The organism is Helicobacter bilis (assembly GCF_900198365.1).
Classification (GTDB): Bacteria; Campylobacterota; Campylobacteria; order Campylobacterales; family Helicobacteraceae; genus Helicobacter_A; species Helicobacter_A bilis_B.
The window spans coordinates 19,091-44,229 of the sequence record NZ_FZMS01000006.1 but is presented as its reverse complement, the minus strand read 5'-3'; the positions used below and the strand labels follow the sequence as shown (position 1 = coordinate 44,229).

Annotated in this window: 22 protein-coding genes and 3 pseudogenes; 5 read left to right on the top strand and 20 right to left on the bottom strand. The window is 36.3% G+C overall.

Translation table 11 applies throughout. The features are described 5' to 3' along the window. Positions 1–66 precede the first annotated feature (66 nt). The 12 genes and pseudogenes from guaA to C6H08_RS00950 all read right to left on the bottom strand — a co-directional run. Positions 67–969: pseudogene (gene guaA, locus C6H08_RS12490) on the bottom strand (glutamine-hydrolyzing GMP synthase); the annotation flags it as partial. Positions 970–1,341: 372 nt separating this feature from the next. Continuing rightward, a pseudogene (locus C6H08_RS11680) lies at positions 1,342–4,587 on the bottom strand (GNAT family N-acetyltransferase); the annotation flags it as partial. Between the two features lie 72 nt (positions 4,588–4,659). Then, positions 4,660–5,028 (bottom strand): annotated as a pseudogene (locus C6H08_RS11675) (glutamine amidotransferase-related protein); the annotation flags it as partial. Between the two features lie 324 nt (positions 5,029–5,352). After that, complete coding sequence (gene lpxC, locus C6H08_RS00990) at positions 5,353–6,252, bottom strand: UDP-3-O-acyl-N-acetylglucosamine deacetylase (RefSeq protein WP_034565593.1); 900 nt, start codon at positions 6,250–6,252, stop codon at positions 5,353–5,355. A 10-nt stretch (positions 6,253–6,262) separates the two neighbouring features. Then, entirely contained in the window at positions 6,263–7,072 is an 810-nt protein-coding gene (locus C6H08_RS00985) for a hypothetical protein (RefSeq protein ID WP_233708416.1), read from the bottom strand. An 8-nt stretch (positions 7,073–7,080) separates the two neighbouring features. Beyond that, positions 7,081–8,016: an ACP S-malonyltransferase gene (gene fabD, locus C6H08_RS00980; protein ID WP_034565595.1), complete on the bottom strand. Its 936-nt coding sequence runs from the start codon at positions 8,014–8,016 to the stop codon at positions 7,081–7,083. Between the two features lie 220 nt (positions 8,017–8,236). Then, entirely contained in the window at positions 8,237–9,493 is a 1,257-nt protein-coding gene (locus C6H08_RS00975; RefSeq protein ID WP_034580076.1) for a cytochrome-c peroxidase, read from the bottom strand. A 17-nt stretch (positions 9,494–9,510) separates the two neighbouring features. Further along, positions 9,511–10,467, bottom strand: a complete 957-nt coding sequence (thiE, locus tag C6H08_RS00970; protein ID WP_034580077.1) for a thiamine phosphate synthase — start codon at positions 10,465–10,467, stop codon at positions 9,511–9,513. Between the two features lie 28 nt (positions 10,468–10,495). Next, positions 10,496–11,608 (bottom strand): GDP-mannose 4,6-dehydratase, encoded by a 1,113-nt coding sequence (gmd, locus tag C6H08_RS00965; protein ID WP_005219077.1) that lies wholly within the window; start codon positions 11,606–11,608, stop codon positions 10,496–10,498. A 142-nt stretch (positions 11,609–11,750) separates the two neighbouring features. Next, on the bottom strand, positions 11,751–12,041 hold the full coding sequence (locus C6H08_RS00960; RefSeq protein ID WP_020995636.1) for a DUF3240 family protein: 291 nt from the start codon (positions 12,039–12,041) through the stop codon (positions 11,751–11,753). A gap of 146 nt (positions 12,042–12,187) precedes the next feature. Next, on the bottom strand, positions 12,188–12,838 hold the full coding sequence (locus tag C6H08_RS00955; protein WP_004084985.1) for a potassium channel family protein: 651 nt from the start codon (positions 12,836–12,838) through the stop codon (positions 12,188–12,190). Positions 12,839–12,862: 24 nt separating this feature from the next. Next, on the bottom strand, positions 12,863–14,239 hold the full coding sequence (locus C6H08_RS00950) for a potassium transporter TrkG (protein ID WP_034580078.1): 1,377 nt from the start codon (positions 14,237–14,239) through the stop codon (positions 12,863–12,865). Positions 14,240–14,404: 165 nt separating this feature from the next. On the opposite strand from C6H08_RS00950, the gene mqnE reads away from it, so the two are divergent. Beyond that, a complete protein-coding gene (mqnE, locus tag C6H08_RS00945) occupies positions 14,405–15,505 on the top strand; it encodes an aminofutalosine synthase MqnE (RefSeq protein ID WP_034580079.1) in 1,101 nt (366 codons plus the stop codon). Between the two features lie 257 nt (positions 15,506–15,762). On the opposite strand, the gene gdhA is transcribed toward mqnE, so the two are convergent. From gdhA to C6H08_RS00930, 3 genes are all read right to left on the bottom strand, one after another. Then, a complete protein-coding gene (gene gdhA / locus C6H08_RS00940; protein ID WP_034580080.1) occupies positions 15,763–17,115 on the bottom strand; it encodes an NADP-specific glutamate dehydrogenase in 1,353 nt (450 codons plus the stop codon). A gap of 256 nt (positions 17,116–17,371) precedes the next feature. Next, a complete protein-coding gene (locus tag C6H08_RS00935) occupies positions 17,372–18,277 on the bottom strand; it encodes a hypothetical protein (RefSeq protein WP_199773187.1) in 906 nt (301 codons plus the stop codon). 59 nt (positions 18,278–18,336) lie between these two features. Beyond that, on the bottom strand, positions 18,337–19,875 hold the full coding sequence (locus C6H08_RS00930; protein WP_104686069.1) for an OmpP1/FadL family transporter: 1,539 nt from the start codon (positions 19,873–19,875) through the stop codon (positions 18,337–18,339). A 426-nt stretch (positions 19,876–20,301) separates the two neighbouring features. Here C6H08_RS00930 and C6H08_RS11170 point away from each other — a divergent pair, with 426 nt between their 5' ends. From C6H08_RS11170 to C6H08_RS00920, 4 genes are all read left to right on the top strand, one after another. Next, complete coding sequence (locus C6H08_RS11170; RefSeq protein WP_158656781.1) at positions 20,302–20,457, top strand: hypothetical protein; 156 nt, start codon at positions 20,302–20,304, stop codon at positions 20,455–20,457. Between the two features lie 11 nt (positions 20,458–20,468). Continuing rightward, positions 20,469–20,807 carry a hypothetical protein gene (locus C6H08_RS00925; RefSeq protein WP_233708415.1) on the top strand — a complete coding sequence of 113 codons (339 nt, stop codon included), beginning with the start codon at positions 20,469–20,471 and terminating at the stop codon, positions 20,805–20,807. After that, a complete protein-coding gene (locus C6H08_RS11165) occupies positions 20,804–20,962 on the top strand; it encodes a hypothetical protein (RefSeq protein WP_004087035.1) in 159 nt (52 codons plus the stop codon). The genes C6H08_RS00925 and C6H08_RS11165 overlap by 4 nt, the downstream gene beginning before the upstream one ends. Before the next feature lie 160 nt (positions 20,963–21,122). Continuing rightward, entirely contained in the window at positions 21,123–21,392 is a 270-nt protein-coding gene (locus tag C6H08_RS00920) for a hypothetical protein (protein ID WP_104686068.1), read from the top strand. A gap of 423 nt (positions 21,393–21,815) precedes the next feature. On the opposite strand, the gene C6H08_RS00915 is transcribed toward C6H08_RS00920, so the two are convergent. From C6H08_RS00915 to C6H08_RS00895, 5 genes are all read right to left on the bottom strand, one after another. Beyond that, positions 21,816–22,271, bottom strand: coding sequence for a hypothetical protein (locus C6H08_RS00915; protein ID WP_233708414.1), 456 nt, complete (start codon positions 22,269–22,271; stop codon positions 21,816–21,818). Between the two features lie 92 nt (positions 22,272–22,363). Beyond that, positions 22,364–22,882 carry a peptide-methionine (S)-S-oxide reductase MsrA gene (msrA, locus tag C6H08_RS00910; protein ID WP_034564263.1) on the bottom strand — a complete coding sequence of 173 codons (519 nt, stop codon included), beginning with the start codon at positions 22,880–22,882 and terminating at the stop codon, positions 22,364–22,366. A 221-nt stretch (positions 22,883–23,103) separates the two neighbouring features. Then, positions 23,104–23,286, bottom strand: a complete 183-nt coding sequence (locus tag C6H08_RS00905; RefSeq protein WP_233708413.1) for a hypothetical protein — start codon at positions 23,284–23,286, stop codon at positions 23,104–23,106. A 200-nt stretch (positions 23,287–23,486) separates the two neighbouring features. Beyond that, positions 23,487–24,059, bottom strand: a complete 573-nt coding sequence (locus C6H08_RS00900; protein ID WP_034579558.1) for a hypothetical protein — start codon at positions 24,057–24,059, stop codon at positions 23,487–23,489. Between the two features lie 80 nt (positions 24,060–24,139). Then, positions 24,140–25,102, bottom strand: coding sequence for an HTH domain-containing protein (locus tag C6H08_RS00895; RefSeq protein ID WP_034579557.1), 963 nt, complete (start codon positions 25,100–25,102; stop codon positions 24,140–24,142). Positions 25,103–25,139 lie beyond the last annotated feature (37 nt).

The following is a 25,139-nucleotide window of genomic DNA, read 5'->3' as shown; positions in this document are numbered from 1 at the left end:
TCCAATCATAAAAATTAATAGCCAAATTAGATTATAATAAATCATAGACAACATTAACAAATCCATTTACTCCCACTCAATAGTCCCCGGGGGTTTTGAAGTGATGTCATACACGACTCGGTTAATCCCTGCTACTTCGTTAATTATGCGATTTGAGACAGATTCTAAAAATGCGTGGGGTAAGTGTGAGAAACTCGCTGTCATTCCATCTTGTGCTTCCACAGCACGCACACAAATAGTATTATCATAAGTGCGGTTATCGCCCATTACGCCCACACTTCGCACATTTAAAAGCACACAAAATGCCTGCCACACGCTATCATACAAGCCCCATTTATGCAGCTCTTCTATAAAGATAGAATCCGCTTCTTTTAATAGCTCTAAATCCGCCGCATTCACCTCGCCCATAATGCGTATGGCAAGTCCGGGTCCGGGGAAAGGATGTCGCATAAGCATAGATTCAGGCATTCCTAGCTCTCTACCCAACGCCCTTACTTCATCTTTGAAAAGCTCTCTTAAAGGCTCGATTAACTCAAATTTCATCCATTCAGGCAGTCCGCCGACATTATGGTGGCTTTTTATCGTTTTACTAGGACCCTTCACACTCACAGATTCAATCACATCAGGGTAGAGTGTGCCTTGTGCTAGGAATTTTATCTCGCCTTTTGTGTTATGCTTTTTAGCTTCAGCTTCAAAGACTTCTATGAAGGTTTCGCCGATGATTTTTCGCTTTTGTTCTGGGTCAGTTACGCCCTTTAATCGCCCTAAAAATAGCTCTTTTGCGTCTGCTACAATCAAAGGCACTTTTAGATTCTCTCTAAACATTTCTTCTACTGCTTCTCTTTCACCCTTTCTTAAAAGCCCGGTATCCACAAACACAGGGATAAGATTTTCTCCTATGGCACGATAAAGAAGCGTTGCTACCACGCTAGAATCTACTCCACCACTCACCGCACACAAAACCTTTGAAAAAGGCTTGTCTTTTAGCGATAAATCACCGCAACTCGTTTCTGCTTCACTGCGACGTATGTCATTATACGCCTCATTCGCAGAATCTCTTTGCGGCAATTTCTCATCTAAAATACTTCGCCTTAATGTATCGTTACACTCTTGCAGTCCTTCCGCATTAGATTCTAACCCTTTTTCTTGTAGATTTTCTTGCGTTGGCTTAGAATCCGCCCTATTTTCGCAAGTTTCTCCAAGCACCTTTTCCCTTAGCTTCACAATCTCACTTTCCGCAAAATTCCGCATATTCCAGCTCGTATCTGCCCCACAGATTCCCACAGCAAAATTTTTTAGAATCTCCCCACCGCATTCACTATGCACAACTTCTGGGTGAAATTGCAAAGCATACACTCTCCGCGTGAAATCTGCAATAGCACAATAATGTGTATTCCCACTTTTAGCTAATTCCACAAAGCCACTAGGTAGAGACTCCACCTTATCCGCGTGGCTCATCCACACGATAGAATCTTGCTTGACATTAGCAAACAATGCTTTCTTATTATTGCTTTCTATATGATTATGAGTATTGTCTCTTAGCGTTGCTTGTGTGCTTATGAGTAAAGATTCTCTATCGCAATAGAGAGAATCTTGCAATAAGAATGAACGCAATGAGAGTTTCAGCTTGTCTTTTGTAACTCCATAAATAAAGCAGGGCAATTCTGTATTATGATAGTTATACACGAGATTTTTATCTACATTTGATATTTCATTTTCAATGTGTTTAAAATGCGACTCGTTACTGCTTTTAATAAAGCCTAGATACTCATATAATAGCCCCGCTTCATCTTGCTCTAAAAGGCAAGGTAGCGTAATTGTCTCACTCTCATTTGTATGCAATAATGCTTGTAATAATGCTATACCCTCTTTTTCTAGCTTTGCTTTTTTCGTGCATAAAAATATCTCTACAAAGCTATTTTTATCTGTTTTATCATATACGACTAAAAAGCCTAATGCTTCATTTTCTTTCGCATTCTCTTCTATACTTTCAATAACCAAGCATTGATGACATTTTGAGAGAATGTCTTGCATATTTTTACCACTACTAATGATTGCTTCTTGTGATACATGCGTATGCGTTTTTGCAAAGTATTCCTGCCATAACGCACTTAAATCTAGCACTTCTTTAGAATCTAGCGTATTCAATGAATTAATTTTTAGATTTAATCTGCTAAGATTTTTTTGCAAAGATTCTAGAGATTCCATAGAATCTGTGTAGCTATATTTTGTATAAGAGAGTGGATTTATCCTGCTTGTAGCACAAAACTCTATGTATTTTGTATTGCTATTTTCATCAGTTACAATCCCCATTTTTTCCATGCCAACTCTCTTTGCTACATTTTGTGCAGCAATATCTTCTTCCCTGCATAGTGAATACATCTCTTTTACACGCAAATGCTTAAAGGCATATTCTTTACATGCAAGGGCTACTTCAATAGCATAGCCTTTATGTAAATGGTCTTTATGTAATACATACTGCATTTCAAGATATTTTGTATAATGCAGTCCTGCAAGTCCAATCACGCTGCCATTATTTTTATCAGTGATAACCCACCAGCCAACACCAAATCGATCTATACTGCTTTGTTCTCTCTCTATCCAAGTCTGCACTTCCTCTTCGCTTAATGCACCATTGAAAGATTGCATAGTCTCTTTATCTTGCAAGATTGCCCTAAGCATAGGATAATCGAAGTCTTTGTAAGGACGCAATATCGTGCGGTTTGTCTCAAGGCTAAAATGCGTTGTATTTGTGTTTTTGATTCTATATACAAGCCGCTGCATTTCTCTGCCACGATAAGTCCAAGTCGTCTCTCCAAGCAAATACGCTTGTAGTTTCTTTGCTACTGCCTTTGATGCCTCACTATCTTCTTTAATAAGCAAATATAGCTCTTTTGCTTTCAATACGCTAAAAGCATAATGCTTACACCCAAGTGCGACTTCTGCACCATAGCCCTTTTTCCAATGGCTTTTTGCGATGATATAGGTCATGCCAAGCACTTTTTTATCATTATAGGTTTGCAAACTAAGTCCTGCTTGTCCTATCATAGCCCCGCTTTCTTTCTCTATCACCGCCCAAAGCCCAAAGCCAAACTTTTTATATCTCTCTAACTGCGTATTAAGCCACTCTTGCACACTTGAATCATTAAAGTTATACTCCCATGAACTCATCACTTCATGATCAAGCAGCATAGCATTAAGCCCTGCTGTATCACTTTTACGCATAGCCCTTATTATAAGCCTTTCTGTCTCAAATAAAGGCATATCATAGCAAAGATTAAAATATCGCATGAGTAAGGCATTACTTGCCTTAAAATGCACGAGAGCTAAATCTCTATTATGTGAATCTCTAGGACTTCGTCCAAAGATAGCAAAGCCTAGCGTATGATAGAATGCAATCGCATCAGTATTTGCTTCATTGCAATCAACTAGAATATAATCATAATCACCTAAGCCAGATTCTAAAGCCTTTGATATCAATGCTTTTCCAACGCCTTTTTTAAAAGCACTAGGGGTTATAAATAGGGCTTCAATCTTATTGCCTCGCAATGCGATAAAGCCTAGCTTTTTATCGTAATCGCTTGCTACAATAATATGTGTGGAATCTAGATTCTTGTTTGACTGTGTTGTCTCTTTGCCACTTTTGCAGGAGTTTGATATTGCAACTGCGTCATTATCGTCTAGATAACTCCTTGTTGCAATATCTACACAACCTGCAAAATTGCCTAAAGATACTTCCGCAGGACTCTTCATTGTGCGTTTTGTAGAATCTAGATTCTGTGTCAAACTAGATTCCAAACAAACAGAATCTAAAAGATTCTCCATATCATTTGCAATCTCATCAATATCCTTTGCTTTCAAAAAATGATGAGTTGCATGCACAGAATCTCTCCATATCCCTAAAAGCTCATCTTTTGTATCGCTACTCATAGGATTATTTTTTGTATAGTTTGCAAACTCAAGCAAGACTTTTTTAGAATCATTTGCATTTAAATCTAGTCCTATATAATCACTTGCTTTTAGCATATAGACAAAATGCGCTATATCTTTATTATCAAAGGTCTTATTACTTTTACCTATGATACGCATTTCAAGGCGTTTAGCTAGATTCTGTGGAGCGATATTATCCGTTTTTATAAGGCTTATAAGCAGGGGCAAACCTAGCTCTTTAAACGCATATTCCATACACATTTTAGCTGCCTTACTTGCCAAGCCTTTATGCCAATGACTTTTTTTAAAGATATAGCCTAGTTCAGGCAATAATGGTGCTTTAGAATCTAGCAAGGTTTGCATGGCGTGTTGTGCTGCATGGTTTAAATAGTCTGTATTATGCAAACTCGCTTTAATTGTGTCGTACAGATTAGAATCTTGCACACCCTGCCATGTAATGCCACATTGCCCTACTATCTCATTGCTACTTTTTTCAACGACTGCAAATAAGCCAAAGCCATACTTTCTATATGACTGCATTTGCTTATCTAGCCATTCTTTTGCCTCTTGTTTGCTTAAAGCTCTCCCCCAAGCACTCATCACCTCAGAATCTAGCAGCATAGATTCTATATCCTCTAAATCACTTGAAACAAACTCTCGCAAAATGAGTGTATCGCTTGTTATTTGCTTTATATTATTGCTTTCAATATTGTTTGTATGTGTGCTATGAGATTCCATATCATAAGTTTTAGAATCTCCATTTAAAATCGTTAAAACCGCCCTACCAAACTCTTGTGCTTCAGCCTTTACCACACTCCCACCAAAAAAGTGTGCGATATACTGCATACCATAGCAAATACCAAGTATAGGGATATTTAAATCAAAGATTCTAGAATCTGGCTTATACGCCCCTTCCTCATACACACTTGCTGGACCACCACTTAAAATGATACCTTTAGGATTTTTTGCCTTAATAGAATCTAGCGTTTCAAAATAGGGGACAATCTCTGTATAAATGCCATATTCACGCAATCTTCTTGCAATAAGCTGTGTATATTGAGAACCAAAATCAAGGACTAAAATCTGCGGATTATTCATAATATCTCCTCTTATACTATATAACTAAACTATAACTTAAAGAGTCTTATTTAACTAGATTATATCAAAAAAAATAAAAAATAAGTTATGATGAGTTTGTGTGAAATATCTTAAATAAAAATGCACTCTTTGATAAAAATACAGAATGAAGTTGATTTTATAATATAACCATGACAACAATAAAAAACACTAGAATATACACTTAAAACAACAAAGCTTGATTTTCGACAGAACTATACAAAAAAACAAAAAAGTCTAGCCCTTAAAAATGCTAAATAAACGAGGGCATATTTGTAAAATGAGATTCTATACTTTACTTAGAATCTAAGCTTTTACTTTTGCAGGGACATAGGCTTTTTGTGTGTCTTTTACCTTGTCTTGTAAATCTACAATGCTATACGCATGGGCTGCGCTTAAAAGCTTTTTTGTTAAAAAGTGATTTAGTTTATGGCTACCTGCAAAAGAGATATATCCACCAATTATTGGCATACCAAGCAGGGACATATCACCGATTGCATCAAGAATCTTATGCCTTACAAACTCATCTTTATATCGCAGTCCTTCAGCATTCATAATGCCCTTTTCATCAAGCACAATGCAATTATCAAAGCTACCGCCAAGCCCTAAGCCCATAGCCCTAAGCTGATTGACTTCCTGTAAAAACCCAAAAGTCCTAGCCCTTGCTATCTCTTCTTTATATTTTTGTGTGCTAAACTCAAACTTATAGCTTTGCTCTCTTATAGCCTGATGTGGGAATTTAATCGTAAAATCAAAGGTTATAGAATCACTTGGCATAAGTCGCACAAATTTACCACCCTCTTCTACTTCTACAACTTCTTTAATCTCAATAGCCTTTTTTGGTTTATCTAGCTCTTGTATCCCTGCCTCTTCTAATAGCATACAGAATCCTATGCTTGATCCGTCCATAATAGGCACTTCCTCATTATCAAGGATAATGCGTATATTATCAATACCATAGGCATGTATGCTAGAGAGTAAATGCTCGATTGTAGAGACTTTTGCCCCATTTTTACCAATAACAGTTGCCATAGTCGTATCAATCACATTTTCTATCTTAAGCGGTATACTAACCCCCATATCACTACGATAAAAGACAATGCCACTATCACTTGGCAATGGCTCTAATATCATTTTCACTGGCACACCTTTATGCAGTCCAATGCCTACAAGCTCCACTTTTTTTGCTATCGTTCTTTGTTTCATATTTATCCTTTTATAGAAGCTCACATAGAGAGATTTCGCCATTTTCTATGGTAAGCATTTTTAGCTTTTTGCTACTTTTTAGCCGCTCAAGCATTTTCCCTTCCACAATGACATTTTGCAAAGAGATTCTACCCATATCAAACTCTCCAATGATAATATAATCGCCAAAACACTCTAATATTCCATGACATTTACCATAAATATGTAAATTTCCACTGCTTTTTATCAAAGCACCCTCATGTATATCCTTAATAAAAGCAGCATGAGATTCTAAAATAATTTCTTCGCCACTGCGGATAGTGCGTTTAAAGGTTACCATAGGCATGGATTCTATATCACTTATCAAGCCATTTCGTGCTTGTTTTATAGAATCTTTTATAGGTGTAGAATCTAGTTTAGAAACTTTAGAATTGCTATCTTTCAAAGTGTTACTAATAGAAACAGATTCTATACTTTTTTGATTAATATTCTCATCATTACTATCCATAACAACTCTTGCTAAGTCATTAGAATCTAGAGTGATTTTAATCTTTTTTACCGCAGTATTTTGCTTGTCATCATGTGAAGTAGTGCTGTTCTCTTGTATAGGGGCTTCTGTGATAAGCTGTTTTACTTTGCCTGATTGTAGTATCTTTTTATTCTCAACCTTAAAGGGCATAGCCCCTAAATCACATAGAAAATCGCGTATTTCTGGCGTAATATCATCATGAAACGCAAGTAATCTATCCCGCATAAAATCCGCATTATACTGAATATAGGCAAGAATCTCATCAAATGAGCCTTTCTCAAACTCAAACACACAAAGATGTCTCTGTCGCATTTTTACCATTATAATGACCCAAGCCCTTGTATTGACTGCACTGAATTTATGCTTATTGTAGGTATATCGCTGATTTTATTATTTAATCCCGCTAATACGCTTCCATTGCCAAACTCTATAAATTTTGTTATTCCAAGCTCTTTTGCCTTGCTTACACATTGATGATATAGCACAGGTTTTATAAGCTGCTGTGTGAGATTTTGCAAGGCTTCTTCTTTTGTTTTGTATAAAGAAAGATTTGCATTTGAAATAATCTCTATCTTGCTATCACAAATACTTTTTTCTAAAAGCTCTTTGAAAGGCGGTATAGAATCTTGTAGTAAAGGACAATGACTTGCTACACTCATTTTTAATAATAATGTGCGTTTTGCCCCTGCCTCTTTCAAAGTGTCGCTTACAGATTCTAAGTCTTCTTTAATCCCTGCTAATACGATTTGCCCCTCCATGTTATAGTTTGCTGCCCAGACTTGTTTGCCCTCTTTTTGTGCTTTTATGCAGATATCTTCTAATACATTTGTAGCAAGTCCCAAGCAGACCATCATGCCGACAGATTGCATACCCACCGCTTTACCCTTGCAAGATTCTGCCATAAACTGCCCTCTTTTATGTGTCAAATATATAGAATCTCCAAAGTTTGCCCCACCATTAAGACAATACGCACTTACCTCACCTAGTGAATGCCCAAAAGCAATCTCTGCCTTTATGCCATACTCTTTTTCTACAATTTTATGCGCCATTGCACTGACTAGAAAGATAGCTGGTTGTGTGTATTGTGTCTCATTTAGCTTTTCTTCATCTTCATAAAGTATCTTTGCCATGTCTTGTTTTAAACTATCGCTTGCTTCTTCTAAAAGCATCTTTGCAATAGAAAAATTTTCAACAAAGTCTCTACCCATGCCCTTAGTCTGTGAGCCTTGCCCGGGATAAATAAAGGCGTATTTCATTCTCTTTCCTTTCATTATTTAACTTAAACTCTACATGTTTAATAGCGAAAAATCCAAAACATTAAGTATAACATTATTTTGCAAAGTTACATAATAAAGCTATGTTTTATTCTCTCTATGACAACCATTATTTCATATCTATTTAACTTCTATTTATACTAACTCTATTTTTATAGATATTGCATAATATCGCCCTACCCTGCCCTATTTCTACTAGATTCTATAATGTGAGTAAAAATGCCTCTAGGGCTTCTAGCTCTTCTTTACTAAGATTTAATGGCTGTATAAGCTTTGAAGTCTTTGGGGTTAATGTGGTATTTTGTGTTTTTGTATGTGTGGGGAATCCGGCGTTATACATATTGATAACACCTTTTAATGTAGGAAATATACCATTGTGCATATAGGGCGCACTTTTTGATACTGCGATAAGTGAAGGTGTTTTAAACGCACCTAAATCTTTTTCATCTTTACTTATCTCATATCGTCCTAAATCCTCTAGCTTTCTACCATAAAAGCTTAAGCCAATATTATGAAACTCCCCATCGCTTAATGCCACTCCATAATGGCAATTCATACACCGCCCTTTTGTGCGAAAAATATGTAATCCATAAATCTCTTTATCACTCAAGGCTTTATAATCACCATTTAAAAAGCGATTAAAACGCGTATTTTTAGACACAAGACTTCTTTCATAAGTCGCAATGGCTTTTGCTATATTCTCTTTTGTGATAAGTTTTTTGGCTAATGTGATTTGCTCTTTTGATAGAGTTTTGCTTTGAAGAAGAGAATCTAAATCTTTATTTTGTAAATCTAGGCTTAATAAATCTAATAAGACTTTTTTAAACTCTTCTTTAGATTCTATCTTTAAGACTTCATATTGTTTTTGCGTCTCCCCAAAGGCAAGGATAAATAAGGGATAATACTCTCTTAATCTAGCAATAGAATCTTGCATAGCATTAAGCTCATGTGCCATTTCAATAGGATTTGTAATCGGCATAAGGGCTTGAGATTCTAAACCTTTAGCCCTTCCGTCCCAAAATAACTCATCAAAAAAGCCACTCATCATAATATTTGGTGCATTGCGTTTTCCCCTTTGTCTATCATGTCCAAAGCTAGTTTTTATAGAATCACCAAAGGCTAACTCTGGATTATGACAACTCGCACAAGCTATCTGTCCTGATTTTGAAAGCTTTGGCTCAAAAAAGAGTTTTTTACCAAGTAGCATTTTTGCCTCTGTGTAGGGATTGTCTTTTGTATCTTTTGCTATTTTTGGCAGGGCTTGCATTTCTTCATAAGAGATTCCATCATCAATATGTGGTTTTTCCCATTCACTTACTGGTTTGCTATACTTTGCTCTATATTCATTATATTGATCGCCCTCTTTTGTATGTGCATATACAACGCCCTGTAATGAAGTAATGCTAACTAGCATATACGCACACAAAAAGCCTGTAATAATATATGTAACTTTTTTCAATTCTCATTCCTTTTAGATTATTTAGTCTGCCATGCGGCTATAAGATTCTTTGCATTAGCAGTTATGTAATTATAATCGCTATCTTTTAGATCTTCTGCCTTAAATGGTGCAAGATTTTTAGAATCTTGATTTTTAACCGCTTGGGTGGGTGCAGGGCGTAGGGGTGCATTTTGACTAGAATCTTGATTCTCTACCAAATCTGTGTGGGTGCAGGGTTTAGAGTGCATTTTTATAGAATCTAGAATCTGTTTATTGTCATTTTGAGCCATAGGCGAAAAATCTTTTTTAGATTCCATGCTAGATACTTCGCCTAAAGACTCAGTATGACAAGCGGTTGTTTTAGTATCTAGTTTCTCCGCCAGATTTGGTTGAGCTATGGGGTTTGGGGCGTAATTTTTAGAATCTATATTCCACAAACTAGAAATAACCGCAATCATATCACATTCTTTTAGTAAAGATACATTATCTACACAAATGCCACCTATGCCACATATTGGAATCTTTAATTTATGTTTAGCTTCTGTTATAACGCTTAAAGCACAAGGCTTAGCGTCCCTTTTTGTAGGTGAGGGAAAGAGAGACCCAAAAGCTACATAATCTACCCCAGCATTCTCATAGCGTTGTGCTAATTCTATGCTATCATAGCAACTCACCCCTATAATACCCTTAAAAGATTCTCTAATATCTAAAAGCTGTGATACTTCATCTTTGCCTAAATGCAGCCCACTTACCCCAAGCTTTATAGCAAGCTCATATCTATCATTTAACACAAAAAGCACATTATTTTCATTGCATAAGGCTTGTAATTCCCCCACAAATCCTATAATCTCACTATCTTTAGAATCTTTATCTCTATATTGAAATATCTTTAAACCACCTTGTATTGCTTTTTGTAATTGTGGGATTAAAATCTTTGTAGGTGTTAGCTTTGTATCACTGATACCATATAACCCTTGTAGTCTTGTATATTTCATATTGCATTCTCTTTAGAATCTAAAACCTCTACTCAAAATATCGCATAATCGTATAGCCACCATCTTTTAAATATTTATCCTTTTGCATCAGCTTTAAATCGCTTTGCATCATGTCAGCAACAAGCATTGATAAATCATATTTTGGACTCCAGCCTAGAATCTTTTGTGCCTTGCTTGGATCACCTAATAATAAATCCACTTCAGTAGGTCTAAAATAGCGAGAATCAACCGCTACGACTTCCTTACCAATAGGCAGCTTATAATCACCACTACATTTTGCTACAATGCCCACTTCATCTACACCACTACCCTTAAACTCAATATCTATGCCAAGTTCTTTAAAGCTTAATCTCACAAAATCTCTTACTTCTGTGGTAACACCTGTTGCGATGACAAAATCTTGTGCCTTGTCTTGTTGCAAGATAAGATACATCGCCTCTACATAATCCTTTGCATGTCCCCAATCTCTTTTTGCAGAAAGATTGCCTAAATAGAGTTTATCTTGCAGTCCAAGTGCGATTTTACTCACACCGCGTGTGATTTTACGCGTTACAAATGTCTCACCGCGAATAGGACTTTCATGATTAAATAAGATCCCATTACTCGCAAAAATATTATATGCCTCCCTATAATTGATCGTAATCCAATAAGCATAGAGTTTCGCACACGCATAAGGTGAGCGTGGATAAAATGGCGTATTTTCATTTTGTGGGACTGCTTGGACTAAGCCATACAGCTCACTTGTAGAAGCTTGATAAATCTTTGTTTTATTTTCCATGCCTAAGATTCTAATCGCCTCTAAAAGTCTAAGCGTGCCTATACCATCGGCATTTGCAGTATATTCTGGTGTCTCAAAACTAACAGCTACATGACTCATTGCGGCAAGATTATACACCTCATCTGGCTTTACAAGCTGCATAATGCGTATAAGATTTGTAGAATCTGTCAAATCCCCATAATGCAGGTGAAATCTCACATTTTCTGCGTGAATATCTTGATATATGTGATCGATTCTATCGGTGTTAAAAAGCGAACTTCTACGCTTTATGCCATGCACTTCATAGCCTTTATTGAGTAAAAACTCTGCTAAATATGCCCCATCTTGCCCTGTTATACCCGTGATTAATGCGACTTTTGCCATATAGATTCCTTTAACTTTGAATAAAGCCTTGATTATATCGTAAAAAGATTGTGTTAATGGCTATTTAAACGATTTCATCTAAAAGTCCCATATAAAACTTTATTAAGATTCTCACTTTGCGTATAAACTCATACCTTTAAAACTACATGCCAAAAAATGCAAGAGGCTGACACTCTACTGCGAATACACGCACATCTTTAAACTCTTCTTTAATAAGACTTGCAAGCATACCCGCAGCAGTGTCGTTTAAGTAAAGCTTAATAATAGCATAGTTTTGCCGCCCACTTACTTGCTCTTCATCGCTTAAAAGCATATTTTTTGCTGCATACTTCTTTGCCTCAATGAAAAAGAAATCATCATAGCCATTTGCAAGTAGCAAATCAATAACATTATCCTTTATCTCAAAACGCATATAAACATCAAGCATTATCATTTTATTGTCCTTTTATTGTGTTAAAACAAGTTGCATAAAACCTAGATTCTTAAGATTACACCTTAGATATTGCGTATATTATATAAAACAGAAAATGTATAAATCATAAAATCATTACAAAGCCATCTATCATCAACTACACAATACTACTCTTCCAAAGTCTGCATAATCGCTTCTATATGTTCTGTCAGTCCTAAGAAAAGCACCACATCGCCTCTTTGTAAAATAAAATCAGAATCTACATCAATATTCCAAGTTTCACCTCTACGCACAGCAACGATTTTTACATTATCTTCTTCTCGTATTGTGCCAACACTTCGCTTTACAAAATAGCTTGTTACAATAGCCTTACATGCACGCATATTTGCACTTAGCTCAATCTCTTCGACATTAGATTCTGTGATTTCACTAAGCAATCGATTTGCCGCTTGTCTTTCTGCATATACCACTTCATCTACACCAAGCTTTTCTAGGATTGCTCCATGTGTGCTTGATATAGCTTTTGCGATGATTTTTTTATTATTTAATTCTTTTAATGCCATAACGGTGAGTATGCTTGCCTCAATGTTTTCGCCTATGCTTACGATTACTATATCAAGTTCATTTACCCCAGCTTCTTTCAAAGCGATTTTATCTGTGCAATCGATGATATAAATCTGTTCTGCTTTATCGCGTAAATTAACAAAGCTAGATTCTGTATTATCACATAAAATCACATTTTCACCATTTTCCACAAGTCCAAGAGCTACATGATAGCCAAACTTACCAAGCCCTAGCACTGCGTAACTTTTTGCCATGATTTATCCTTTAAATTAAAGATTCTAAATTAATACCTTCTCTTGCACATACTGCACATGCTTTGTCCTTGCCCCACCCATAAATATGAGCGTAAAGGCTAAGATTCCAATCTTACCAGAAATCATTAAAATCATAATAATAAGTAGTCCAATCGTATTAAAATCCGCACAAAGACTAAGGGAGTCTCCATCGCCCATTGACATTCCAACGGTGCTAAATGCTGATACCACTTCAAATAAAAGTGGTAAAAAAGGAATGTTTGGCTCAAATATAGCCAGAAAAAAGGTCGCTACTGAAAGATAAACAAGGGCGATAATAAATACACAAAATACCTTTGACACAATATCTTGCGGTATTGTGCGTCCAAAAATCGTAGTATTTTTCCTATTCTTAACAATAGCAATAGATAGGGCTACAAGCACCGCAAAGGTTGTAACCTTAATCCCCGCAGCAGTTCCCCCCGGTCCACCACCTATCATCATAAAAAAGATAGAAAAAAACATTGTCCGCTCTTCAAATCCACTAATATCAAAGATATGAAAACCAGAAGTCCTATAATTTGTAGATACAAAAAAGGCATTCATAATCTTATCCCAAAATGGCACATTTTCTAGTGTTCTAGGATTTGACCACTCAAAAATAAGCACATTAATCATACCGCAAATAAGCAATAACACACTCATAACAAACACAATACGCGTATTAAGGCTTAATCGCATTCGGGGGGCTTTGTGTGTAAATAAGCGGTTATAACGCACCTTTGCATAACAAAAATGTGAAAATTCCAGTGATGAAAGATAGCCAAAACCACCGATAATAATAAGCATAGGGATCACAAGATTCACGACAATATCTGCTTGGTAGGGCAATAAGCCATCTTTTAGTATGGTAAATCCAGAGTTATTAAACGCAGAAATAGCATGAAAGATTCCAACCCACATGCCCTCTTTAGTATCGCCAAGCTGCCATACAAAATAAGGGCAAAGCAGGGACGCCCCGATTAACTCCACGATTAATACAAACACAATTGCTTTTAAAATCGCTTTATCAATGCCTTGCACAGAGTTATTATTAAGGTTATCAACGACATTTATTAAATCTTTTTCAGCAGCACTAAGCCTTTTGCCAATAAGTAAGAAAAGAATTCCAGCCATACTCATGTGTCCAAAGCCACCAAGCTGAATTAACACGCAAATAACAATCTGTCCATAAGTAGTAAAGTCAAGTCCTGTATTCTTTATAGCAAGTCCTGTGCAAGTCATCGCCGAAACACTTGTAAAAAGCGCTTCTAAAAAGCTCACATTCGTATGATACATAGGCGGCATACTTAGGATTAATGTCCCAAGCAAAATGACACCTAAATACCCTGCAAGTAAAACCTTAATACTCTGAATCTGCACTCTATTCCTTTTTCATCTTTGCTATGTGAATATGTGTAATCATCTTTAGTTTGTAGAATCTAAAACGCACATATTAGCATTTTTATGTAAAGAAATACATGTATGACTTATGTTTCCTTGCGATTTTATCGTATAATTACGCTTTACAAAATAAAAAGGAATACTATGGATTTACTTGATAAAGCAGTGCGTGGTGATATAGCAAACCTTGATGCAATAACTCTTGCTAAACTTTATGATTATGATATTTATGAGCTTGGGAATGCAGCGTATTCAATACGAGAATCTTATTTTGATAGAAAGGTATTTTTTAATATCAATCGCCATATAAATCCTACAAATATTTGTGCTGATGTGTGTAAATTTTGTGCGTTTTCAGCAAGTCGTAAGAATCCAAATCCATATAGCATGAGTATTGATGAGGTGGTAAATCTCTGTGTTAATGCCTATAAAAATGGTGCAAAAGAGGTGCATATTGTAGCAGCTCATCACCCAACGCATGAATATCAGCATTATTTAGATATGTTTCGTGCAGTAAAAGATTCTGTGCCACATATTCACATAAAAGCAATGGGTGCAGCAGAGATTGACTATCTCACAAGAAAGTTTAATCTCCCTTTAGAACAAGTCATAAATGATTTAATAGAATCTGGAGTTGATTCCCTGCCCGGCGGTGGTGCAGAAATCTTTGATGAAAAGATAAGAAAAACACTTTGTCATGGTAAGGCAAATGCAGAACGATGGCTTAGCATACATAAACTATGGCACAAGCTTGGCAAAATGAGTAATGCAACTATGCTTTTTGGACATATTGAAGAGAGACATCACAGGATAGATCACATGCTTCGTTTAAGAGAGATTCAGACTTCATTAGAACAAGCCAATAATAAACAAGGCGGCTTTAATGCCTTTATTCCCCTGCTGTATCAACGGGATAATAACTTTTTAAAGGCAAAGGAAGCCCCAAGCGCACAAGAGATTCTAAAAACTATGGCGATTGCTAGAATCTTATTGCAAAATATTCCGCATTTAAAGGCTTACTGGGCGTCTCTCTCATTTAACCTTGCCATTGTATCTCAAGAATTTGGTGCAGATGATATGGATGGGACAATCGAGTATGAGAGCATACAATCAGCCGCTGGGGCGAAAAGTCGCAATGGTGTGAGTAAGGAAGAAATGATTTATCAAATAAAAGATGCAGGTTTTATACCCATAGAACGCGATAGTTTGTATAATGAGTTACAAAGCTATAAGGAAGTATCATAATGTTATAATTTTAATTTCTATAACTTCGTTTATGAGTTGTGCTTGTGTGGCAGTAAAGCCATTTTGTGCTTTCTTATAATTTTAAGAGGTTTTACTGTATTTAAGAGAAAAATGCTTGATTCTCACAATACAAAATCTATATCCCTGTCATTTTGATCCGTAGGCAAAAATCTTTTTTTTTAGATTCCATGTGATTAGATATTTTGCTTCGCTCAACATAACAATTTGTTGCAGGTATTAGAATCTACAAGCAGGGGTTAAATCACGCCTTGATCAATCATCGCTCCAGCAACCTTTCTAAATCCTGCGATATTTGCACCAAGCACAAGGTTTGTAGGATCGCCAAACTCTTTTGCCGTCTCACTTGCATTTGTAAAAATACTTTCCATAATGCTATGCAATCGCTTATCCACCACTTCAAAGCTCCACGGATTCATACTTGCATTTTGTGCCATTTCTAGCCCACTCACCGCCACACCACCAGCATTTGCAGCCTTGCCCGGTCCATAGCAGATCTTCGCGTTAATAAACCGATGCACCGCCTCAATGGTTGAAGGCATATTCGCCCCTTCACTCACGCATTTACAGCCATTAGCAAGAAGAGTTTTTGCGTCATTGCCATTAAGCTCATTTTGTGTCGCACTTGGGAATGCCGCAAAGCAAGGCACAGCCCACACAGGATTGCTATCTTTTGGATACTGGCTAATTGGCGTATAAACCGCTTGTGGTCGCTCTTTTGCATATTCGCTTAAAGACGCTCTTTTGACTTCCTTAATCTCTTTTAATAATGCCAAATCAATGCCATCTTTATCGTAAATCATACCTTGAGAATCACTTGCCGTTACAGGCTTTGCCCCAAGTTGATAGAGCTTTTCAATTGTGTAAATGGCTACATTTCCAGCACCAGATACGCTACAAATTTTACCCTCCAAGCTTTCGCCTCGTGCTTTTAGCATTTCTTGTGCAAAATACACGCAACCATAGCCTGTGGCTTCTGTCCTTACAAGGCTTCCACCCCACGGGATAGCCTTACCTGTAAGCACCCCATCAAAGCGGTTTGTAAGCTTTCTATACTGCCCAAAGAGATAGCCTATCTCTCGCCCACCTACGCCAATATCACCCGCTGGGACATCGGTAGTCGCACCGATATGGCGATACAGCTCATTCATAAAGCTTTGACAAAACCGCATAATTTCACCTTCGCTTTTACCCTTTGGGTCAAAGTCGCTTCCGCCCTTACCGCCGCCCATAGCAAGTGTTGTAAGGGAGTTTTTTAGAATCTGCTCAAAGCCCAAAAATTTAATCACGCTATCATTTACGCTTGGGTGGAATCTTAGCCCGCCTTTGTATGGTCCAATAGCAGAGTTAAACTCAATGCGGTAGGCACGATTTGTTTGAATCTTGCCCTTATCATCAACCCAACTTACACGAAAATGAATCTCTCTATCAGGAATCGTAAGACGCTCAAGTATGGCATAAGATTCATACCTCTTATCCTTTTGAAGTGCCGGTTCAAGGGACTCAAAAACTTCCTCCACAGCTTGATGAAAAAGTGTCTGTGAAGGATATTGCTCTTTTAATTTGTTGAGAACATTACTTGCGTATGACATAATATCTCCTTTATTTATTAATAAAATATGCTTAACACCTTTAATTATAACATAGCTAGAACTTAATAAAAACTAAAATTACAACTTTAATATAAATTTTCTTACAAATTAACGGAATATCTATTTTACAAAGTTATGAAAATGCCTATATATAGTCGTTTGTGAAATATTACGGAAGAATTATTTGGTGTGAATATTTTTCACATTTGGTTTTTTATTATGTTGATTTTTAAAATAAGGAAGTTAATACAAGTTATTAATTTTTATGAACGAAAGAATAATGCAATAAAAACTTTTTCAAAGTGTGTGCATATCTTCTGCCTGAACGAATAGGGTGTAGTTTGCTAATTAAAGCAGGTATTATCCACATAACCTTTAAATATCTATTTGCAGTAGAGTTTGTAGATGATGTGATAAAGCTGCAATATATTGCATTACGCGCAGTAACTATTGGATGCTGTTCTGGATTGACTGCCATTTGCGTAAAATCAACACCATCAAAATTTACAATATTATGTTTTTTATTGAGAATACTCCAAATACTTTGATCATGCCTATTTTCTATAAAGCTTTCATCATTGGGTATAGGGCTTGGGCTATCATCAACAAGTTCAAAATGATGATAAAAGACATTGAGCCACTCTTGCATAATGGCTTGTGTTCTCTGTGTTTTGCATAGCATGACAAGACCACTAGCAATCTGTCTTGTATCTGTATAATGTTTGTCATTTAGAACGCCAAAATGCTGAAATACACTTGCTTTTGTCCATACTTTTTCGATGTGATGTCCACCCACCATTACCCCCATAATCTCATTTTTTCTTATCTCATCTATCATCTCTTGTAGTCGCTTTCTGCCCTCAATCTGAAATTCGCAGCCTATATCAATATAGAATAAAACATCACCTTCATTCATTTGTTGTAGAGTTTGTAAGATAATCTGTGGTTTCCAGCACCAGTAGCCAAAGCCTCTGGTTACCCCCCCCCCCCCGTTTATACACGCTTGATTACTCATGGCGTCTCTAAACTCTTTATCCAAATTTGTCTCATTGTATAAGAAAATATAGTCAAAAACTTGCATAGCTTTTGCTTGCTGATAGAATCTTAAAGCTGATAAACAAAGTCTTGTATCAGCAAATGAGCATAAATATACTTTTGACATAAAATCCCCTAAATGCGGTTTGTCGTATTATATCACAAGTTATATAGAGACACCTTATATCACCATAAATATTTTGCCCCAAGAGTAAGCAAATGCAACTGCCCAAATCCATCATGAGAAGCTATAAAGCTTTTTCTATTATCTTTTAGTGCAAGTGAATAAGCCAAACCTAAATCTAGCCTATCATCTAAGAATCTTTTCCTAAAACCTAAGCCAAACATATATGCATTTGCATCAGGTATGCCAAACTTACCTTGTGGGGCTGGTGTCTCATCATAGGCGATACTTCCCATAATCTTATAAGATTCCCCAAAATATGTATATCCCAAACGATACGCATTAGAATCTTTCCAGCCATTTCCATACGCCACTGCAGAATAGTCAGCCGCATCCAGCATTTCATCAGGTTTAATCTGTCCTAAAGCTGTACTACTTCCAGTGAGATTGCTTGTATCAAACACTTGATTTGCATAGCCAAACTCAAAGATTTTAGCTTTGCCCCAAAGCGTATGTTCCCACACAAACTCTACTCTATGATTCCCAAAATCTTGCGACAAGGCGACATTTATAATAGGCGGCAAATCAGTAGCAAGTGTCAAATCCGCATTCATACCGATATAGCCCTCAACCAATGTCCCAGTAAGCCCCGTGCCACTACCCTGATAGATATAAGACTTCGCCGAGAGTTTGCCCTGCATATCCCAATGCACATTAGAGCGATATGTAACCGCTAGTCTTAGATTCTGAAACATATTATTTTCAAGCTTTGCAAATGGTTGTAAAGTCGCTGCAAGATTATAGCCAAATCCCCATGAACTCGCATTTGAGACCTGCTCAACTCTTGTCGTGCCATAGCTATGAATATTACCAAGAATAGCTCCCATATTTACATCTTGTTTTATCGGCACAAAAAGCGTATTAGAAAAATCACCAAAGGCATAAATCGCCCTTACACCAGCACCAAAGGCAAAAATATTATCATAAGCTATAGATACAACAGGATTAAACTTCATCATAGCAATACTTACATCTTTTAGGAATCCACCACCGACACCATCCCACTGCATAGCAAGACCAGAAGGTGTAGTAAATGAAAAGCCAAAGTTTGTTTTCATGCCCAATGGTAACTCATAGGCACGAGATTTTAAAAAGAATTTTGGGACCGGCTGCAAGGTTGTAGTCGCATATCCACCAACCCTTGCAGCACCGCAAGGCACACCGGGTTCTACTTTATTATTTACCTTATTTGAATGTCCATCTTTTTCACAGAAATGCCCATTAGCTACCAAACCACTGAGACCAGACGCTTCAACATTTATCCCCATATCCCTATTTTCAGTATCAAATGAAAAACTAGGGATATAAATAAGTGTCCCATTCGCCTCAAACTCCCACTTATCACTATCCCTACCTAAACTCATATTTGCAGGATTATAGTAGGTAGAATCTGCTCCATAAGCCCCTGCAACGAATGCTGAATTAAGTGCCGTGCCATTCAAGCTCTGCTCTGTCAAGCGAAAACCAGAACCTAGCATAGATTCCATGCTTAAAGCCAACCCACAAATAACGCCCACTGCTCTTTTGTTATGTCTTAACATACATTCCTCCAAATTTTATACTTTCCTTAAAAAGAAGTAGAATTATAACATCGTTTTTTTTGTAAAGCACTGCCGTCAAAACAAGCATATTTCCTAGAAATCAAACTATTATTAATATCTCAAGTCTCTTTCCACTTAGCTTACTTGGAGTTTATAAATTTATTATTTTAGGCATATGGTAAGCTAGAACACAAGGAGTTTTTTAGCTCAAAGTGGTATTGACCCAAGAATTAATCTCATCAAGGCCCTGCTAGATTCTATCCCGCCAAATGCCCTTGTCCTAGCTTATAATGCAAGCTTGAAAAAGGTGTGATAGAAAGGCTTGTTGCAAGTTTTCCACAATGTGAAAAAAAACTTTTACATATTGATTTGCAGATTGAAGGTTTAATGTATCCCCTTTGCTGCAAGGTAAAAATGAGAATATAGATGATACAGCAAACACAAGATTCTAATATAAAGGAACATGATGAAAATACGCAAGATATTGCAACTACTACGACTATACAACCCACAGCTACTAAGGAACAAGAACATGAGGAAAATAAAGAAAATCATGCAATACAAATGCAAAAACATATTTAAAAAATGGAGATATGGATAATTATCGCAAAGAGATTGTAAAAGCAAAAGAAGTAGAAGATAAACGAAAACAAAATATTGCAAAAACACAAAATGAAAGTGTCAATAAAGTGTTAAACTCATACAATCTCTACACAGAGGGCAGTGCAAGCAATGGCAGTAAATATAACATGCTTTACAGAAAAGACACACAAGAAATGATGAGTAAGATTCAAAAACAACTAAGCGATACAAAAATTAGAACGATGAATGATAAGGAAAAGCAAGAAGCCTTGCTAAGAACACAAAGCATGATATTGCAAGTTTTAGTATCACAATATGAAGTTATGCAAAATATGAATGCCAAAATATGAATACTCTATATGCAAGTATGGCATTAGATACAATAAAAGAAACAAATCCTGCGAAAGCAGACACAATTAAACCTGAAAAAATTAAAAAATTTAAGCGTAATGACATAGGACAACCTGACTTCACATCAACATTTTTTGAGAGTAAAAGGAACTAGAAATGACAGATATAATTGTAGAAATAGGAAAGGTTTGGTTTGAAAGTGAAATTATTCTATTGATTCTTATTGTAATTATATTTTTAGCTTCAAAGATAGGTTTTATAAAAATATTACTTTGGTTACTCAATAAAATTCTCTAATAAAAGGGGCAGGCGCTATGGCAAAACAAGGCTTTAAAGGTTATACACAAGCAAAAAATGATTTAAACTATAAAACAGGCGGACAAAATGGCGTTGGCAGAAGTATAGCAAGTGGGGTAGCAAGTGCAATGGGCATGAGTGGCATGGCACAAAGAATAGCAGGACAAACAGGTAGAGATAGACAAGGCTACCAAGAGAGAATGTTACAAGCTATGCAAAATGGAGGCTTTACTGCTACACCTACGCCACATGTAGAACCTAAGAATGCTAAAAATTATAAAGCTTAAATGCTAAAAGTAGAAAATAAACACATATAAGGCTAATATAAATATCTATTTTCTTGTTATTTAAAGCCTTATATACATATACTTTAATAATAATATAGTGTTTATAATTTACTTATTTGTATATTGTTTTACATAAAAATAATCAAAAATAAATATTTTATTAACATAATAATATATTTATTTAATAATAAAAATTAATCAAATAAACTACAAAATAGTATTAATGTAGCATTTATTATACAAATAATACGCATTATATTGGTGCTAACATATCAATAAAGTAATAGATTTTAATATTTAAAATAATGATAAAAACTTATTTCAACATAAACAAAGAAAGTAAAAAAAGGGAGGCTGATATGTTTTTGCGTAGTGAATTTTAAAAGTAAAAAGGTTAATGTTAATAAATACTCAAGCTTTCGGTTAAAAGTGATAACCTTGCTTTTCATAGCAAAAACAAGCAGTTGTGAAATATTTTAAAGTAAACAATAGTTCTAAAATCCCATCTTCTAGTATTGCTAATTCTTGTGGTAAAAGATTCTCTAAATCTCTGCCTAAAGTTACCCCGCATATCTCTTCTTTGTAGCGTTTTGTGGGGATTATTTGCGTATAGGAATAGCTTTTTAACTCTTTTATTTTTTGTATTTCACTTTCTTCCTTTTCTTTTTCTAGTCTACCTAAAAGCTCGGCGATTTCTTTTAAGGCTTTGCTATTTTGTATAGTGTTAAAATACTGCTTGATTGTATTTATATCTATGCGATTTCTTATACCAGCATCACTGCCAATGCCTTTGCCTCCGGGCATTTCTATCCTTTGTCCTTTTAGCTTGTTTTGATAGGCTTCATCGCCTAGATTGCTTACATCTAAGCCTTGCTTCATCTCATCTAATATCCCCCTAAATAGCTCGATCTTTCAGAAACTCTTTTACGAAATTCAATTATTAGTTCATCACAATTCATCGAAACTATTATTTATTCCTCAGATTCTATTTGAACTCGTCCAAAACTTCGCAAAGCAGTATCTATATCAATATGGCAATAGCCATTTGGATTTTTCTCTAAATATTTTTGATGATAACTTTCTGCTTCATAAAAATTAACTAAAGGCAGAATCTCTGTAACTGCCTTGCGATTCTGCCTTTGCTCCCACGCTCTCAAGCATTCTCTTATTACATTCTCATTCTCTAAATCCACATAATACACACCACTGCGATACTGCGTCCCCCTATCATTGCCTTGATAATTCAACGCACAAGGATCAATGATAGATAAAAACCGCTCCATAATCTCACGCAATGAAAGCACAGATTCATCATACTCTAGCTTTAAGGTCTCAACCGCCCCACTTGTCCCACTACACACAAGTTCATAAGATGGATTTGCAATTTGAGAGTTCGCATAGCCAACAACAGAATCTAGCACACCTTTAAGCCTATCAAAATAGCCCTGCACTCCCCAAAAGCAACCACCAGCAAGATAAATCACCGCCATTTTTGCCCCTTAATACAACAAACTTCTTTGAGACATAATCCTACTTATATTGTTTATATAAAACACAAATAGCCACAAAGAAATAAATTTATTTTATATGCCTATAAAATCTCTTAAAAAGCTTTTAAGATTCTAAAATTTAACTCCCAATACGCTAAGCACTAGAATCATAATCGCAACAAACCGCACAAGAGTTTAGTCCCACAAGATTGCAAAAAAGCTTAAGCCCTTAAGCCCTTCTCACTCAAATACCTATCCAAACTCTCATCATCTAGCACCTCATCATAATACTGCAGAGCAATTCGCCGTTTATCATTTGTCTGTATATCGCCATTTATCGTGTCAATAAACACTCTAAAATCCGCATTTTTATTCACTAGCATATCAATAGTTCTAAAATCCAAGTTTCTTACCAACGATGGCAAAAGCACGGAAGATTCAGAGGGTTCGAATCCCTTCTCCTCTGCCAGAGTAAGCTTTTTTATCTTTTCAAAGCCAATCTAGTCCGTTTTCTCCACTTCTATATTTTAGTGGATTTGTATTAGACTCTTATATTTTAAAGTGATTTTAGTCCATTAAGATTCTCATCTCACACAAAAAATCTTTAATCTATCGCACTGCACTCTACCAACATCTCCCCTTGTGCGTTGTAAAAATAATCCGTGCCTATGGCATCTTCGTGGATTCTATGCTCTATCTTTACCCCATTTTCAAGCACAAACTCCACCACCCCGCCAATACTCGCACTCCCGGGCGTAGCACTTTGGACTGCTAAGACACTGCCCTTTGGCAAATGCTCTTTAGACAATATCTCACGCCCATTTATCCTAAAGTCCCAATACCCTTTGCCATTAGGGAACCAATCATCAACGCTACTCTTATCATCCTTATGCCCTATCACACGCACATCTCTTACAGGCACTTCAAAAGCTAGAATCTCGCTCTCATTCCCCCACGATAACGCCCTAACAAATATGACTTGCGGATATAAACTTTTAAGCCTACTCAACATAGATTCCACTTTATCTATGTCAAACCACTCCTTGCTTACACGCACAGCAAAGGCTTTTTGCTCTATCTGCTCTTGGGTAAGACATTTTTGCTTAGATTCTAAAGCACTAGCCTCTAATGTCATTATCGCCCAAATCACACATAGCATAATCATAACAAGTCGCATAAACACCCCTTTTCTAGCTTCAGTTTTCACCCCAAATCAAGCTTCTCCCCACAAAAGTTTAAGCAAGATTCTAAAAAAGCTTAACCCCTTAAGCCCTTCTCACTCAAATACCTATCCAAACTCTCATCATCTAGCACCCTGTCATAATACTGCAGAGCAATTCGCCTTTTATCATTTGTCTGTATATCGCCATTTATCGTGTCAATAAACTCCCTAAAATCCGCATTTTTATTCACTAACATATCAATGGTTTTAAAGTCTAAGTTTCTTACCAACGATGGCAAAAGCACAGAAGATTCAGTAGGCTCTAGCTCTAGCTTTATAAGCCCAATGCCAAAGCTACTATGAAGCCTTCTTAGCTCATCAAACACTTCAGAATCTAGCTCTTCAAATACGACCAAATACCCCTCATTTGCAAAGCTAGAGTTACTCACCGCTTGAAAGTAGCTCTCTTTCAAATTGCTAAAATCAAGTGAAACTTTTAGCTCAAAGGAGTAAATCTTAAAATCGCGGCGGTTTAGATTCTGACTTAGCTCTAGCGTTTCTCTCTCACTATAATCATTAAAAGGAAAATGCACGCCCACAATATCAGGGTAGTTCCACTTATCCTGCCTGCTTTGTGTCTTTTTGCTTTTTTCGTGCTTAATGGTCTTTGCATACACATCAAAATAATCTTTTGCAAATCGCACAAACAGCGGGTGCAAATCCCGCTCTTTAAGCACCCTTTCTTTTTGCTTTTCATAGTTTGTCTTGCTTGTCTGCATTAGAGATTCTAATCCCTTTTGCAATTCATTCTCTCTCGCCTTTAGCCAAAAGGTTGTGGGCTTAGTAGAGGCTTTCATAAAGATAGAATCTTGCCTATCGCGGACATCTATATATAGCAATGCTGCCATACTTGCTTGTGGGGTTTTGCCGATACTTTTTAGATTCTTATCTAATCCTTTTTCTACCGCTATATCCCAAATTTGCGGTGCTTTAAGCGGAGTAGTTACACTCTCTAACACAGCTTTTGCCACTTCCAAATATGTCATTTTCTTTTGCATTTTTATCCTTAAAATAATATAAATAAAATTATAGCAT

Excerpts from the sequence above, each read along its gene's own strand:
- C6H08_RS00985 (WP_233708416.1), bottom strand. The coding sequence starts at position 7,072 with ATGCGACAGAGACATCTTTGTGTGTTTGAGTTTGAGAAAGGCTCATTT.
- gdhA (WP_034580080.1), bottom strand. The coding sequence starts at position 17,115 with ATGTCATACGCAAGTAATGTTCTCAACAAATTAAAAGAGCAATATCCT.
- C6H08_RS00900 (WP_034579558.1), bottom strand. The coding sequence starts at position 24,059 with ATGCGACTTGTTATGATTATGCTATGTGTGATTTGGGCGATAATGACA.
- C6H08_RS00960 (WP_020995636.1), bottom strand. The coding sequence starts at position 12,041 with ATGATAATGCTTGATGTTTATATGCGTTTTGAGATAAAGGATAATGTT.
- fabD (WP_034565595.1), bottom strand. The coding sequence starts at position 8,016 with ATGAAATACGCCTTTATTTATCCCGGGCAAGGCTCACAGACTAAGGGC.
- mqnE (WP_034580079.1), top strand. The coding sequence starts at position 14,405 with ATGGATTTACTTGATAAAGCAGTGCGTGGTGATATAGCAAACCTTGAT.
- C6H08_RS11165 (WP_004087035.1), top strand. The coding sequence starts at position 20,804 with ATGAATACTCTATATGCAAGTATGGCATTAGATACAATAAAAGAAACA.
- lpxC (WP_034565593.1), bottom strand. The coding sequence starts at position 6,252 with ATGAAACAAAGAACGATAGCAAAAAAAGTGGAGCTTGTAGGCATTGGA.
- thiE (WP_034580077.1), bottom strand. The coding sequence starts at position 10,467 with ATGAAATATACAAGACTACAAGGGTTATATGGTATCAGTGATACAAAG.
- C6H08_RS00955 (WP_004084985.1), bottom strand. The coding sequence starts at position 12,838 with ATGGCAAAAAGTTACGCAGTGCTAGGGCTTGGTAAGTTTGGCTATCAT.
- C6H08_RS00930 (WP_104686069.1), bottom strand. The coding sequence starts at position 19,875 with ATGTTAAGACATAACAAAAGAGCAGTGGGCGTTATTTGTGGGTTGGCT.
- msrA (WP_034564263.1), bottom strand. The coding sequence starts at position 22,882 with ATGGCGGTGATTTATCTTGCTGGTGGTTGCTTTTGGGGAGTGCAGGGC.
- C6H08_RS00915 (WP_233708414.1), bottom strand. The coding sequence starts at position 22,271 with ATGAAGCAAGGCTTAGATGTAAGCAATCTAGGCGATGAAGCCTATCAA.
- C6H08_RS00920 (WP_104686068.1), top strand. The coding sequence starts at position 21,123 with ATGGCAAAACAAGGCTTTAAAGGTTATACACAAGCAAAAAATGATTTA.
- C6H08_RS11170 (WP_158656781.1), top strand. The coding sequence starts at position 20,302 with ATGATACAGCAAACACAAGATTCTAATATAAAGGAACATGATGAAAAT.
- C6H08_RS00935 (WP_199773187.1), bottom strand. The coding sequence starts at position 18,277 with ATGTCAAAAGTATATTTATGCTCATTTGCTGATACAAGACTTTGTTTA.
- C6H08_RS00895 (WP_034579557.1), bottom strand. The coding sequence starts at position 25,102 with ATGCAAAAGAAAATGACATATTTGGAAGTGGCAAAAGCTGTGTTAGAG.
- gmd (WP_005219077.1), bottom strand. The coding sequence starts at position 11,608 with ATGGCAAAAGTCGCATTAATCACGGGTATAACAGGGCAAGATGGGGCA.
- C6H08_RS00925 (WP_233708415.1), top strand. The coding sequence starts at position 20,469 with ATGGATAATTATCGCAAAGAGATTGTAAAAGCAAAAGAAGTAGAAGAT.